Below are 14493 nucleotides of genomic sequence, written 5' to 3'. Positions count from 1 at the left end.
CCTCCCGAAGGTTTATATGCATCCAGTAAAGGTTGCAGCGCGGGCAATGTCAATGAACGCAAATGTTACCGCGACAATGTTTTCACCATCCGGAAGACCAGAGATTAGGCGATCTCGTCAATCCTCATCAAGTTCTTCGGCAACGCTGTGAATGATCCGGCGGTCATATACAAGGATTTCAGGCCGTTTTCCGGGGTATTCAAACTGCGACAGATAGAACCGGATGGCGTTGATGCGCGCACGTTTCTTGTCATCCGACTTCACGATCACCCACGGGCTGTCGGTGGTGGAGGTATGGAAGAACATGTCGCGTTTGGCCTCGGTATAGGAATCCCAAAGGTTCTGGGAGGCCAGATCAACCGGGCTGAGTTTCCATTGTTTAAGCGGATCGCTTTGGCGCTGTTTAAAGCGTCGTGCCTGTTCTTTCTTGCTGACCGAGAAATAGAACTTGGTCGTGTGGATGCCGGATCGGATCAACATGCGTTCAAGTTCCGGGACGGATTGCAAAAACTCGCTGACGTCAAACATGCTGCAAAAGCCCATCACACGTTCGACCATCGCGCGGTTGTACCAGGACCGGTCAAACAGGGCGATCTCGCCGCCGCTTGGCAGATGTTCGATATAGCGTTGGAAATACCATTGCGTCAGTTCGCGGTCGTTGGGTTTGCCAAGGGCGACGATCCGCGCACCACGCGGATTAAGGTGTTCAGTAAAACGTTTGATCGTGCCGCCCTTGCCAGCGGCATCGCGCCCTTCAAAAATGATCAGTGATTTGAGGTTTTCCGCCTTGATCCAGTTTTGCAGCTTCAAAAGCTCAATATGAAGCGGGGCAATCAGTTCCAGATATTGCTTGCCCTGCATCTTCTTTGCCCGTGCCTTCGGGTTAAGGTCGATGTCGGGTGGAAGCTGATCTTCCGGAATGTTGCGCAGGTTCTGACTGGTTGTTTTGTTCGGGCCCGAAGGATGATCATCAATCCGGTCCATGGTCAGGTTTTCGGAGTCCAGCAAGAAATGGTCCTTTGCCTCAGTATCAAGTTTTGAAAGGGCATTGGTACGGTTGGCCGCAGATCGGCTTTTACCCGTGCGCCGTGTTGCGTCACCAAGCACATCATTGCTGTCCTGCTTGGTTGTTTTCACGGTTTTCTTTGACGTTTTCTTTTCCGAGGTCATGCGCCCGATTCCGCCGGTTGTGTGGTCAGATGTAAGCATAACTTTGCGGGATTATTGAACTCATCGCAATGCAATGGATCAAATTACGACCTGTTGCGCGCTGTATGAACATGACGCACGAAAAAGCCCGGTCAATGTGAGGGCATTGTCCGGGCCAAGGGTGGGTTGTGCGGTGGCACGAAGGGGGGGGATCTGTCTTGCGCTGTGTTCCGTGGGGGCGGGTTACGGCAGGACAGATCCCTTGCAGGGTTATCGCAGCGGGAAAGACTGCCGGTATTCTTCTTCGGCTTGGGCACGGGTGATCCCGATGTCCGCAAGCTGCTGATCTGACATTCTGAGCAACATCCGGCGTTCTTCACGAACCGCAAGCAACCGTGCAAAGCGGTTTGAAAGATCATTGAGGCGGCTAACAAGGGTGGTGATGAACGTACGGATACTTGCTTTGGGCGGGCGCTCCACGGCAGACGGAGCAGGGCTAAGTGAATAAGCCATCATTCTCTCCATGAGTTAATATTGCTAATGCAATGTTTGCTGTTGAAGCCATATTGCGGCTATATTTCGAGCACGACAAACGAGTATTTCTGATCAAACGGATTAGGAATTCTAATTCATGATGTTGGAGTAATATCCATGCGGCTTCCGCCTTTGCAGTCCGTGCGCGCCTTTGATGCCGCTGCCCGCCATCTGAGCTTTACCAAGGCGGCCGAGGAGCTGTTTGTCACCCAGGGTGCGATCAGCCAACAGGTCCGCCAGCTTGAGGAATATCTTGGTTTCAAGCTGTTTCATCGGTTGCCGCGTCAGATCCATCTGACCGAAGAAGGCGTGCAACTGGCCCAGGCAACCACAGCAGGCTTTTCTTGCATTGCCGAGGAGATCGAACGCCTGACGACGATTGAGGAAGCCGGTGTGGTAACGGTCAGTGTGTTGCAAAGTTTTGCTGTGAAATGGCTGGTGCCGCGTCTCGGGCATTTCCGCGATGCGTATCCCGATATTGATGTCCGCATTCATGCCGATGACCGGCTTGTCAATCTACGGACCGAGGGCATTGATCTGGCGGTTCGGTTCGGCAGTGGCAATTATCCGGGGCTGGTGTGTGAAATGCTGATGCGAGACGAGTCTTTCCCGGTGTGCAGCCCGGCCTATCTTGCCGCCAATCCCGAACTGAAAGAACCGGCCGATGTCGCCGGGCACCAATTGCTTCATGATGCCACCACCTTTATGGATCACCCGCATGCGGCCGACTGGGAATTTTGGCTGAAAGGGGTGGGGGCAGAAGGCGTCGATGTCAGTCGCGGCCTTCGGTTTAACTCCGGCGACATGGTCATTCAGGCCGCCCTGATGGGGCAGGGGATTGCCATGGCGCGCACAAGTCTGGCCGCCCTTGATCTGGCGGCGGGCAATCTGGTGCGGCCGTTTTCGCAAAGCGTTGCCTCAAGCGGGGCCTATTATCTGGTGTATCCGGAGGAGCACCTGAGACGCCCGCGCGTAAAGGCATTTGTAAGCTGGCTTAAAAATGAAGTGGCTGAAACCTTGCGCGAAATTGATCCCGATGAGGCGGGCGCCCCTGTAGAGGACTGAGTTCAGATTAACCCAAGGTCACGCAATTCGTCGGCCATGTCATCTGGCAGGGCATCGGTGCCGCCACCCTGTTTTTCATCTGGCGGGCATTTGTCATCGGGGAAATAGCGCCATCCCTGAAACGCGCGGTGCGGATAGGGACGGGTGGCGATCAATTCGTCGTCCAGCACGATGCGGCAATATTTCGTGCCTTCTTCATTGACGTATTCTTCAAGATCAATGACCTGCTGGCGGCAGCGCACGGCCCCCTTGATCACCCAATAAATTGATCCGCCATCAAGAATCTCTGCCTTGCGTTTTGGCGTCATGCGTGTGGTGTGAAAAATGCGCCCGTGCATGGCCTGAAAATAGGTCTGCCATTCCTTCAGGCTTTCGGGGCTTTCTGTGCCGACGCTCAGTTTGATGATGTTCAAAGGCATATCAGGAGGGTTTCTTGTGCGGTGGTGTTCAATGACTGATGAGGTAGAACCCGTACGCCGAGCGGTCAATAGTGGATTATTAAAACACAAAAATAAGTGTAATATATGATATTTCACAAAAAAACTTGACCAATAAGGGGTAATCAGCCAAATTCTGGTGCAGAAAAGGTCCGATACAGGACCAAACCCGAGAGATTTACAGGCTGAGAGAACCGAATGTCCCTGCAAGTTGTCACGGCAAACCGTCTGGAAGACGGGTTGGTGGTGTTCCTGACCAGCGATGGTAGCTGGAGCGAAAACATCAACGATGCCCGCATCGCTGACGGCAAAGAGGCCGCAGATGCGCTTTTGGCTGAAGCCAGTGCACCCGAACTCGATATCGTGATTGTCGGGCCGTATCTGATTGATGTCGAACAGCAGGGCGCGGATATCGTGCCGACAAAATACCGCGAAGTTCTGCGCACCAAAGGTCCGAGTGTCCGCGAAGACCTCGGCTATCAGGCGGTATAAGGAGAGCCCCATGTATCGTTATGACGATTTTGACCGCCAGCTTGTCCATGAACGGACTGAACAGTTCCGCGAACAGGTGAAACGCCGCCTTGCCGGTGACATTACCGAGGAACAGTTCCGTCCGCTGCGTCTGATGAACGGTGTGTATCTTCAGCTGCATGCTTACATGCTGCGCGTTGCCGTTCCGTACGGCACGCTGCGCGCTGACCAGCTGCGCCAGCTTGGCATGATTGCGCGGGTCTATGACAAGGGCTATGGCCATTTCACCACCCGCCAGAACATCCAGTATAACTGGCCGAAACTTGATGAGATTCCTGATGCGTTGCTCGACCTCGCCAAGGTCGAAATGCATGCGATCCAGACATCAGGCAACTGCATTCGTAACACCACGACCGACCAGTATGCCGGTGCCGCGGCCGATGAAATCGAAGATCCGCGCCCCTATTGCGAACTGATCCGTCAGTGGTCGACCTTCCATCCGGAATTCACTTATCTGCCGCGCAAGTTCAAGATCGCCGTGACCGGATCGCCAAATGACCGTGCCGCGGTCAAGGTGCATGATATCGGACTTCGCATGCATCAGAACGATGCAGGTGAAACCGGCTTTGAAGTCATGGTTGGCGGTGGCCTTGGTCGTACGCCGTTTGTTGGCAAGACCATCCGCGAGTTTATCGGCAAGAACGACTTGTTCTCCTATCTCGAAGCCATTCTGCGCGTTTATAACCGCTTTGGCCGCCGTGATAACAAGTACAAGGCGCGCATCAAGATCCTCGTTCACGAGGAAGGCATTGATAAAATCCGCGAGCTTGTCGAAGAGGAATGGGCCCAGATCAAGGACGGCTCGCTGCGCGTTGATGATGCGGAAATCGCCCATTACATCGAACAGTTCGCCCCGCCCGCGTTTGAAGCCCTTTCTGACGACGATGCCGATTTCGAACGTCACAAGTCGGAAAACCGTCGTTTTGCCAACTGGGTGCGTTCGAACGTCATCGAACATAAACAGCCGGGCTATGCGATTGCCAACGTATCGCTGAAACCGATTGGCGGCATTCCGGGCGATGCGACCGATACCCAGATGGAACTGGTTGCCGATCTTTCGGAAAAATACAGCTTTGGCGATGTGCGTGTGACCCACGAACAGAACCTTGTTCTGCCGCACGTCAAAAAGGCCGACCTTTTCGCGGTTTGGAGCGAACTGGACAAGGCTAACCTTGGTACCGCCAACCTTGGCTATGTCACCGATATCATTTCCTGCCCGGGCCTTGATTATTGCGCCTTGGCAACCGCGCGTTCGATCCCGCTGTCACAGCGGATTTCCGAACGTTTCGGGGATCTGGATCGTCAACATGACATTGGCGAACTCAAGATCAAGATTTCCGGCTGCATCAATGCCTGCGGGCATCACCATGTTGGTCATATCGGTATTCTTGGCCTCGATAAGCGCGGCAAGGAATTCTATCAGATCACGCTGGGTGGCGATGCCAGCCAGGATGCCTCGATCGGCAAGATCGCCGGTGCCGGTTTCTCCGAAGCCGAAGTGGTCGATGCGATCGAAAGCCTTGTGACCAAATATATTGATATCCGCGAAAGCGGCGAACGTTTCATCGACACCTACCGTCGTGTAGGCATGGATCCGTTCAAGGAGGTGCTTTATGGCGATCGTTAAGAATGACAGCGTGATCGAACAGGAATGGATCACGGTTGACGCCGAAGGCGACCTTCCGGCAAGCGATGAAAACCTTATTGTGCCGCTCGCCCGTTTCAAGGAAGAACGTGACAGCCTTCTGGGCCGCAATGGCGGTCTGGGGGTGCAGTTGAACCCGGGCGATGCGCCCGAAGATCTGGCAGATGATCTTGACCGTCTGTCGATCATCACGGTCAATTTCCCGGCCTACACCGATGGCCGCGGATATTCCTATGGCCGGGTGTTGCGTGAACGCATGGGCTTCACCGGCGAGCTTCGCGCGGTTGGCGATGTCCTGCGTGACCAGATCCTTTATATGCACCGCTGTGGTTTTGACGCCTATGATCTTAAGGTCGAAGGCGAAGTCGCCCTGAATAAGGTGCGTGCCGCACTTAAGGAAATGTCGGTCTACTATCAGCCGACCGGTGACGGTCGCGTTACAGCACAATCTTTACGCGAACGTCGTCGCGCCGCTTTGCAGTAAACGGCGAAAAACATCCGGCCTTCGACCATTGTCGAATAAGTCTGAGCCATTTAATCAAGGGTCCCCGAACAGGGGGCCCTTTTTCTTTTTCCACATGGCTCAATACATTGGGAAAACTCTAATAATAGAGATTATATGATTGATTTCACGATAATCTTTCTCCAAATCAAACGTATATATAAGATTATTCTTAAGTTTTATGCTTATACACAAGGTGTCCTCACAATGAATAGGCCGATATCACCTAACGCATAGTGACGTAATCACGCGTATATCACGTAATGATTGTAAAAATATAATATGATGAATGAGGTGACAGAGTAATTGGGAGAACCTCGTTTATGTCGGTGTTTAATCGTCTCAAAATTTCAACAAAAGTATATGGCGGCTTTGGCGTTGTACTGGTTTTGCTCGTACTTGCCTCTCTCTGGTCGGAGTTCTCGATCAGCAGTGTCGGGGATGACTTTGTGCGGTATCGCCATATCGCATTGCAGTCCAACCAAGCAGGCAGGGTGCAGGCCAACCTGCTTGAAGCACGCGTCTCGGTTAAACACTATCTGCTGACAGGAGACAGTGCTGCGGCAGACAATGTCGATGAGCGTCTGGCGACAGCAATAAAGTTGAATGACGAACTTGTGGCCCTGCTTGATGAACCGCAAATGATTGAAACGGCGCAATCTGCCGGGGCAAACCTGATCATCTATCGCGATACCTTCGACAAGGTTGCATCCCTGCCCGCGGGGGATCCGGCGCGTGATCAGCTGGTGGCCGAAACGCTCGATGAAGTTGGCCCGGTGGTTGCCGAAAACCTCGAAGACCTGAAACTGTCGGTCAAGGCGGAACAGGATCAAATCGGCCCGCGTGCGACCAAGGCGGCGTCACAGGCGGTCATCGTTACCGCCATTGTCGGCGGTGTCGCGGTGATCCTTGGTGGTTTTGCCGCGTGGATCATTGGTACGGGTATTTCGCGTCCGATCCGTCAGATCACCGACGTCATGAAGGAACTGGCCGGTGGCAACAAGCAGATTGATATTCCAGGCCAGGACCGCCGCGATGAAATCGGCGACATGTCCAAGGCGGTGCTGGTCTTCAGGGAAAACATGATCCGCGCTGATGAACTTGCCGGACAGGAAGCCGAGGCGGCAAAACGCCGGGAACAGCGCGCTAGAAAAATCAGCGAACTGACCACTGGCTTCGATCAGGAGATTTCCGTCGTTCTCAAAGCCCTGGCCTCTGCCGCGACCGAGATGCAGTCAACCGCAACTGGCATGAGCAGCACTGCCGAGGAAACAAGTCGTCAGTCGGGCATCGTTGCGGCCGCCGCAGAACAGGCATCGACCAACGTTCAGACCGTTGCCAGTGCGACCGAACAACTCAGCGCATCGATTGCTGAAATCACCCAGCAGGTCAGCCAGTCATCGACGGTTGCCAATCGCGCAGTCGAAGATGCCGAAAAGACCAATGCGCAAGTCAGGGGGTTGGCCGAAGCAGCACAGAAAATTGGTGATGTGGTTGGCCTTATCAGTGACATTGCCGAACAGACCAACCTGCTGGCGCTGAATGCGACCATCGAGGCGGCCCGTGCCGGCGATGCGGGCAAGGGCTTTGCCGTGGTCGCGGCCGAGGTTAAAAACCTTGCCACGGCGACCTCAAAGGCGACCGACGAAATTACTGCCCAGATCACCGGCATTCAGAACGAAACCGAGGGGGCGGTTTCGGCCATTGCCTCAATTTCGGCCACCATTGCCGAAATCAGCGAGATTTCAGCCACCATCGCCAGTGCGGTTGAAGAACAGGGTGCCGCCACCCTTGAAATCACCCGCAACGTGCAGGAAGCATCTGCTGGTACTTCGGAAGTCACGAGCAATATCGTCAGCGTCAACGAGGCCGCAGGTTCGACCGGCACTGCAGCCGAACAGGTCCTGACGGCGGCGGGCCAGTTGTCGCGTGAATCAGAAAGCCTGCGCCAAAAGGTCGAAGCTTTCCTGAGTGCGGTACGCGCCGCCTGATCCTATACATTCGAACATGGCAAATATGCTCTGACTGAGGGGCACTCGTTTGGGTGCCCCTTTTTCTGTCCGCATGGCGGTTGAAAACTTTAGAAAGTTATTATTTTAGAGTTACTTGAACTGTGCGTCCCGCGAAACCGAGTATTAGCGCCATATTAATCTTTGGTAATATGGATAAGTATAGTTTTCGCCAAAAGGGTAGCGTCAGGTCGCAATATCCTGTATGCAATTAATAGCTGTTTATGTTGGTATTTGAGACAACCTTTAAGGTTTTAGGTGGCTGTTCCTTGCGTGACGATAGCAGCCCTTAAGGGGATTTCTGACCGACATCCGTAGTTTTCGATGTGTGCCATCTTTTGGGCAAAGAAGGTGGTTCTAATCACGGACAGCCGTTCTCTTGATCAAGCGAGGTGGCCGGAACCATAGATGACTACTGTATCGGGACTTGCTCATTCCGTTGACGGATGCGTGATTACGCGGGATTTCGCCCGCTATGACCGTGCCTATCACGACAAAGTACAAAGATATAACGATCATCTTGGTGCCATGGCCGGGGTTTTGCGCCGGTTCAGCGAATATAGCCGCACCATGCTTGCGTCCCAGCAGCTTTATATCTATGCCAAGTGGCTTGCACGTTACACGGCCTATTGGCCGCGGCTCGATGATCTTGTAACGCGCCTTGAAAGCAGCTTTGCCGAAGCTGATCAAAGTTATGTTGCGCGCCAATCATCGGTCGATGGATCTTGGGGCTGGCAATATACCGAGTTTCATCACAAGTTTGATGCGACCATTGTCCGTCTGCATGAACTGGCAACGGAAAAACGCGCACCGCGCCATCCGCTTCATTTTCTCGAGCCGGTATCAACCATCCCGAAAATGCGCGCCTATCTCGAAGATCTTCTGGTGTCGGATATTGCCGCAACCGGGCGCAACAAGCGTGATGAACTGGGCTCGGTCCTGTGTTGTCTGGCGCAGTTATGCTTCAAGCCGCGCCTGCGCAATTTTGCCCGAGAACATGTGCGCGGGATCGCGCTTGATGACGCCTATATCAAGGCCTTTACCGATTTCCTTGACGACATTCAGAACCCGGAAACCGGTTACTGGGGGCCATGGTATTCATCGGATGGTACAACCCATCGCTATGACGATCTGAGTTTTACGTTCCACATTGTGTCCTATCGCAAAGGGGATGTTCGACATTGGCCAAGCCTGATCCGCACGACCCTTGAGCGGCGGGGTGAAGAATATCCGGTTGGCTGGCGGAGCCGCGGCAATTTCAACAACCACAACAATTACGATGTCGCGAAGATATTTCGTCATGGCTGGTCACATATGACACCAGCCCAGCGGGATTTCGCATCAAGTCAGCTTGACGAGATGTTGGGTTGGTGTCTGACCCATTCGATGCGCAAGGATGGCAGTTTTGTCTTTGACGAACATTTCTATAATTCGCTTGAGTCCTGTCACTATTTCGGCGTTTCGTTTCTTGATGAGGTTGGGTATTTCCGGCCGCGCAAACGGTTCTGGACGGACCGGAAATTTCCCGAGGCCAGCCGTGTGCAGCATCACGTGATAGCCCGGCTCAATGAGTTTTGCCCGCAAAATCCAAGCGTTATCGCCGCGAAATGGAAGGCTGGAACGGATCTGAACCTTGCCGCGAAACAACCGGTGTCGACGGCAGAAACAGAACATCTTTCAAGGCGGCAGCGGCACAAGTTCCTTGTCAGTGCCGATACATCTGCAAGCTCTTTCAAAAACGATTGATGCCTTGCTTTTCCAACCGTGACGGATCAAACCCAAAATGGCGTTGCAGCAGCAGTATTTTATCGGTGGGTCGGTTCTGCGCCATATCCTGAGCATGGCTTCGACAAGCATGCTTGCACTTGTTGCAATGGTGGCCGTCGATGCGCTTGATCTGTTCTTCCTGAGCCTTCTGGGTGACGTCGATATTGTTGCCGCACTTGGCTTTGCCTGGCCCCTGATATTTTTCACGCTGGCGATATCGCTTGGAGTGTCGACATCGATGACGGCGCTTGTGTCACGGGCCGAGGGGCTTGGTGACCGTGACCGCGCGCGTGTGATGGCAACGCATATACTGCTTTTCGGTGTCGGTCTTTCGATTCTGATGACGGTGGCGATTTGGTGGGGGGCGCCAGGTATGCTTGGCTGGCTCGGCGCATCAGGCCGCGTTCATGAGCTTGGCACCAGTTATCTGCAGATCGTCATGCTGTGCCTGCCCATTCTGGTGCTGAGTATGGCGTCCGGGGCGCTTTTACGGGTGATCGGGGCCAAACAACGGTCGATGTGGGCCAAGATCGCAGGGGCGGTTACCAATGGCGTGCTTGATCCGATATTTATCTTTGGTTTTGGCTGGGGTGTTGAGGGGGCTGCATGGGCCACCGTGATATCACGTGTCGTGATCATGGTGATTGCGTTTTATGGTGTGCGCAGTGTGCATAACATGCTGGGCCGTTTCAATCGTGCTGTATTCGCGCAAGATGTTCGCGAAATTGCCAGGGTCACCGTGCCGGTCGGGTTGGCCAAAACCGGCCCGCCAATTGCCAGCGGTTTTATCATGGCATCAATGGCAAAGTTTGGGTCAGACGCCGTCGCGGCAATGGCGATCATCGAGCGCATCGCGCCATTTGCCTTTGTCGGTTACATGGCCTTGCCGCAGGCTATCGGGCCGATCTTTGGACAGAACTTTTCCGCTAAACGCACGGATCGGGTGCGCGCCATCTGGCATTCGGTCTGGGGGCTGATTGTTGTCTATGGTCTGGTGGTGTCAGCGCTGTTGTTTGTTTTGTCTGACCAATTGGCTGAACTGTTTCGCACCACACCGGAAACCGCAAACCTGCTGGGCCTGTTCTGTACGGCGATTGCGCCGCTTTACATGTTCCTCGGTCTGCAGTTTTCGTCCCATACCTTCTTTAACGTCACCGGGCGGCCTAATCTTGCGATGCTTGCCGATCTTGCCAAGGAGTTTCTTGGCGTGATCCCGCTCGTCTGGTTGGGCAGCATCTATTTCGGGGCCGTCGGGGTTTTGTGGGGGCAGGTCGCAGGGATTGTGTTGTTTGGTGCCTTGACCGGCATCGTCAGCTACAGGCTGGCGTGCCAGAAACCGCGCTCAGACCAATTGTTGCAATCGGGTCCACACAAGCCCGTGGTGGGCGGCGGGAACGCAGGCTGAGATCAGCTTTGTTTCTGAGCGCGGGCATCCAGCGTCATCAACAGGCACGGGCCCTTGGCGGTTTCATATTCCCGCCCGGCGACAAAGCCAATTGCCTCATAACACCTAATCGCACGTTCGTTTTCCGGATCGGGGTCGATCCCTATCATGGGCGCGCCACGTTCAAACAATTGGCGTGTCAGCATCTTTAGGAACATCTGGCCATGTCCGCAGCCCATCATGTCGGGCACGCCAATAAAGGCGTCCAGACAGCGGGTATGTTCGGGCAGGGGATCAAAATGCGCCTGCGGCCATTGATGGGCGTCGTAATGCTGGACAAAGGCAAACGGCCGATTGCGGTACGACACAATCAGGGTCGCCATTTCGGCCAGTTCGACATCTTCGGAAATCAGTTCAAGCTGTTCGGCCGGTTCGCCCCACCAGCGGATAACTTCGGGCACATGCAGCCAGCGGCCAATCATCGGCAGGTCGTTTGGGGTGGCCCGTCTGAAGCTGTATTTTGACGGGCCCATCCATTAGTCCCCGGTCGTTGATCTTTTTGCTGCCAAGGCCAGATTGACCTTTGATGCGCTTGATTTTGCTATCTGATCACAAATCCAGCTTCCTGTCTCGGCAAGCTTTTCAAGATCGATACCGGTTTTGATGCCAAGCCCGTTCAGCATATAGACAACATCCTCGGTCGCGACATTGCCACTGGCCCCCTTGGCATAGGGGCAGCCACCAAGACCGGCGACGGAACTGTCGATCACGGCCACACCCATTTGCAGCACGGCAAGCAAATTGGCCAGCGCCTGACCATAGGTGTCATGGAAGTGGGCGGCGAGCTTTTCGGTCGGCACATGTCTGGCAACAGCGGTGATCATCGCCTGTGCCTTGGCGGGTGTCCCGGTGCCGATGGTATCGCCCAGACTGATTTCATAGCAGCCCATGTCATAAAGCGCCTTTGCGACCTCGGCCACCTTTTCAGGCGCAATGTCGCCTTCATAGGGGCAGCCCAAAACGCAGGAAACATAGCCGCGCACAGAAAGGCCCGCGTCACGTGCCGCATCGGCGACCGGGCGAAATCGATCAAGGCTTTCAGCAATCGAGCAATTGATGTTCTTTTGCGAGAAACTTTCCGATGCCGCGCCAAATACCGCAACCTCGGTCGCGCCCGCGGCAATCGCGGCCTCAAGGCCCTTCATGTTCGGGGCCAGCACTGGATAAGTCACACCGGGCTTGCGGGTGATCTGGGCCATCACATCGGGCGCATCGGCCATTTGTGGCACCCATTTCGGGCTGACAAAGGCGGTGGCTTCGATCACCGATAAACCGGCATCATTCAGGCGATGGATCAGCTCGACCTTGGTTGCAGTCGGGACCATTGCCTTTTCGTTTTGAAGCCCGTCACGCGGACCGACTTCAACGATTTTGACGCGGCTTGGCAAATCGGAAATCAGGGCCATTATTCGGCCTCCTCGATCGCGATCAGTTCCGCACCATCATCGACCTGATCGCCGACACCAAAGAATACTTCCTTGATCGTGCCGGTGACGGGGGCAGAAATTGTGTGTTCCATTTTCATGGCCTCCATCACGACAAGCTTGTCACCCGCCGTGACCGATTGACCGGCCTTTGCCATCACAGCGATGATCTTGCCCGGCATCGGTGCAGTCAGTCCACCACCCGTACCTTCGTTGCCACCAGCAGCGGCCAGCGGATCAAAGATGTCGAGACGATCCGAGCGACCATCACGGAAAATCATCAGACGATTACCGTCACGAAGCACCGACGCGCGTTTGCGGATGTTATTCAGGCTGGCAACGATGTCACCATTTTCATCATGCTCGGCACTGGCAATGATAGCGCTACCATCAGGCATATCGATGACATAGCCCTGATCACGGTAATGCACCTTGACCAGCAGATCCGATCCGTCATGACGCAGGATCAGGTCATGGTGGTTATCGTCATTCAGCCGGAAACCGGCCGTGCTGTGCCAGGGCGAATAGGGATCGTTGCTTTGGGCTGCATAACGGGCGGCCTCCGCATCGCGGGTCAGCAGGATATCAAGGGCGGCGAATGCCAGTGCCTCGTTATCGGGCGTGGTAGGGGCGGGGATCAGATCATCCTGATGGTTCGGGATGAAGCCGGTTTCGACCTCGCCCCGTTCAAAGGCCGGATGGCGGGCGATATTGCCAAGGAAGCCGGTATTGGTGGTCACACCAACAATCTGAACATCATTAAGTGCTGTCGCCATGCGACGCAGGGCCGATGTGCGGTCCACATCCCAGGTGATCAGCTTGGCGATCATCGGGTCATAATGAATGGAAACTTCGCCGCCCTCATAAACGCCGGTATCAACCCGCACATGATCGGTTTCGCGCGGCATGCGCATATGCACAAGTTTGCCGGTCGCGGGCAGGAAATCGTTCTGCGGGTCTTCGGCATAGATGCGGACCTCAAAGGCATGACCGTTGATTGAAAGGTCTTCCTGCGCCTTTGGCAGTTTTTCGCCATCGGCGACACGCAACTGCCATTCCACCAGATCTTCGCCGGTGATTTTTTCCGTCACCGGGTGTTCGACCTGAAGGCGGGTGTTCATTTCCATGAAATAGAACGCACCCGACGCATCAAGCAGGAATTCAACCGTACCCGCCCCCTGATAGCCAATCGCCTTGGCGGCATCGACCGCGGCCTTGCCCATCTGGGCACGGAGGTCCTCGGTCATGCCAGGTGCAGGGGCCTCTTCGATCACTTTCTGGTGGCGGCGCTGCAATGAGCAATCGCGTTCAAACAGATAGACCGCATTGCCATGGCTGTCGGCAAAGACCTGAATTTCGACATGGCGCGGTTTGACGATCAGTTTTTCAATCAGGCAATGGTCATCGCCAAAGCTGCTGGCGGCTTCGCGTTTGCAGCTGATCAGCGCGTCCTTGAAATCGGATGCCTTTTCAACCGCACGCATGCCCTTGCCGCCGCCACCGGCGGATGCCTTGATCAATACCGGATAGCCGATCTTGTCAGCCTCAGCCGCCAGAAGGTCAGGGTCCTGGTCCTCGCCGTGATAACCGGGCACCAGCGGCACACCGGCCTTGCCCATGATTTTCTTGGCTTCGGATTTCGACCCCATGGCGCGGATGGCACTGGCTGGCGGGCCGACAAAGACACAGCCGGCCTTTTCCAGCGCATCGGCAAAGCCGGCATTTTCCGACAGGAAGCCATAGCCCGGATGAACCGCATCGGCACCGGATTGCGCGATGACTTCAAGCAGGCGTTCGGTGCGCAGATAGCTGTCCTTTGGCGCGGGGGCGCCGATGTGATAGGCCTCGTCGGCATGTTTGACATGCAGGGCATTGGCGTCGGCATCGGAATAAACGGCGACCGTGGCAATTCCCATGCGACGGGCGGTCTTGATCACGCGGCAGGCGATCTCACCGCGGTTGGCGATCAGAAGTTTGCGCGGCATG

Annotated in this window: 13 protein-coding genes; 7 read left to right on the top strand and 6 right to left on the bottom strand. The window is 54.9% G+C overall.

The features are described from left to right. Positions 1 to 117: 117 nt before the first annotated feature. Positions 118 to 1170: a polyphosphate kinase 2 gene (gene ppk2, locus AUQ41_RS10260; RefSeq protein WP_063088352.1), complete on the bottom strand. Its 1053-nt coding sequence runs from the start codon at positions 1168 to 1170 to the stop codon at positions 118 to 120. A gap of 249 nt (positions 1171 to 1419) precedes the next feature. Further along, positions 1420 to 1662, bottom strand: coding sequence for a DUF1127 domain-containing protein (locus AUQ41_RS10255; protein WP_008890563.1), 243 nt, complete (start codon positions 1660 to 1662; stop codon positions 1420 to 1422). A 138-nt stretch (positions 1663 to 1800) separates the two neighbouring features. On the opposite strand from AUQ41_RS10255, the gene gcvA reads away from it, so the two are divergent. Beyond that, on the top strand, positions 1801 to 2748 hold the full coding sequence (gene gcvA / locus AUQ41_RS10250; RefSeq protein ID WP_063088351.1) for a transcriptional regulator GcvA: 948 nt from the start codon (positions 1801 to 1803) through the stop codon (positions 2746 to 2748). A gap of 2 nt (positions 2749 to 2750) precedes the next feature. Here gcvA and AUQ41_RS10245 read toward each other — a convergent pair whose 3' ends face one another. Next, positions 2751 to 3167: a DUF1489 family protein gene (locus AUQ41_RS10245; RefSeq protein WP_008890565.1), complete on the bottom strand. Its 417-nt coding sequence runs from the start codon at positions 3165 to 3167 to the stop codon at positions 2751 to 2753. A 216-nt stretch (positions 3168 to 3383) separates the two neighbouring features. Here AUQ41_RS10245 and AUQ41_RS10240 point away from each other — a divergent pair, with 216 nt between their 5' ends. From AUQ41_RS10240 to AUQ41_RS10215, 6 genes are all read left to right on the top strand, one after another. After that, entirely contained in the window at positions 3384 to 3677 is a 294-nt protein-coding gene (locus tag AUQ41_RS10240) for a DUF2849 domain-containing protein (RefSeq protein ID WP_008890566.1), read from the top strand. A gap of 10 nt (positions 3678 to 3687) precedes the next feature. Then, the gene (locus AUQ41_RS10235) at positions 3688 to 5343 is read left to right on the top strand and encodes a nitrite/sulfite reductase (protein ID WP_063088350.1); all 1656 of its coding nucleotides are present in this window, start codon (positions 3688 to 3690) and stop codon (positions 5341 to 5343) included. After that, on the top strand, positions 5330 to 5845 hold the full coding sequence (locus AUQ41_RS10230) for a DUF934 domain-containing protein (RefSeq protein ID WP_008890568.1): 516 nt from the start codon (positions 5330 to 5332) through the stop codon (positions 5843 to 5845). Before AUQ41_RS10235 ends, AUQ41_RS10230 begins: the two co-directional genes overlap by 14 nt. A 341-nt stretch (positions 5846 to 6186) precedes the next feature. Continuing rightward, positions 6187 to 7854, top strand: coding sequence for a methyl-accepting chemotaxis protein (locus AUQ41_RS10225; RefSeq protein ID WP_063088349.1), 1668 nt, complete (start codon positions 6187 to 6189; stop codon positions 7852 to 7854). Between the two features lie 426 nt (positions 7855 to 8280). Next, complete coding sequence (locus AUQ41_RS10220) at positions 8281 to 9618, top strand: hypothetical protein (RefSeq protein ID WP_063088348.1); 1338 nt, start codon at positions 8281 to 8283, stop codon at positions 9616 to 9618. 37 nt (positions 9619 to 9655) lie between these two features. After that, complete coding sequence (locus AUQ41_RS10215) at positions 9656 to 11044, top strand: MATE family efflux transporter (RefSeq protein WP_063088347.1); 1389 nt, start codon at positions 9656 to 9658, stop codon at positions 11042 to 11044. Between the two features lie 2 nt (positions 11045 to 11046). Here the strand turns inward: AUQ41_RS10215 and AUQ41_RS10210 are convergent, their stop codons facing one another. The 3 genes from AUQ41_RS10210 to AUQ41_RS10200 are packed head-to-tail and all read right to left on the bottom strand — an operon-like array spanning position 11047 to position 14492. After that, positions 11047 to 11556, bottom strand: coding sequence for a GNAT family N-acetyltransferase (locus tag AUQ41_RS10210; protein WP_063088346.1), 510 nt, complete (start codon positions 11554 to 11556; stop codon positions 11047 to 11049). A gap of 3 nt (positions 11557 to 11559) precedes the next feature. Then, complete coding sequence (locus AUQ41_RS10205; RefSeq protein ID WP_063088345.1) at positions 11560 to 12489, bottom strand: hydroxymethylglutaryl-CoA lyase; 930 nt, start codon at positions 12487 to 12489, stop codon at positions 11560 to 11562. Beyond that, positions 12489 to 14492 (bottom strand): acetyl/propionyl/methylcrotonyl-CoA carboxylase subunit alpha, encoded by a 2004-nt coding sequence (locus AUQ41_RS10200; protein ID WP_063088344.1) that lies wholly within the window; start codon positions 14490 to 14492, stop codon positions 12489 to 12491. The genes AUQ41_RS10205 and AUQ41_RS10200 overlap by 1 nt, the downstream gene beginning before the upstream one ends. Between the last annotated feature and the right edge of the window lies 1 nt (position 14493).

Origin of the sequence: Thalassospira sp. MCCC 1A02898, assembly GCF_001618185.1 — a bacterium.
Lineage (GTDB): Bacteria > Pseudomonadota > Alphaproteobacteria > Rhodospirillales > Thalassospiraceae > Thalassospira > Thalassospira tepidiphila.
This window is presented reverse-complemented; position numbering and strand designations above follow the sequence as displayed.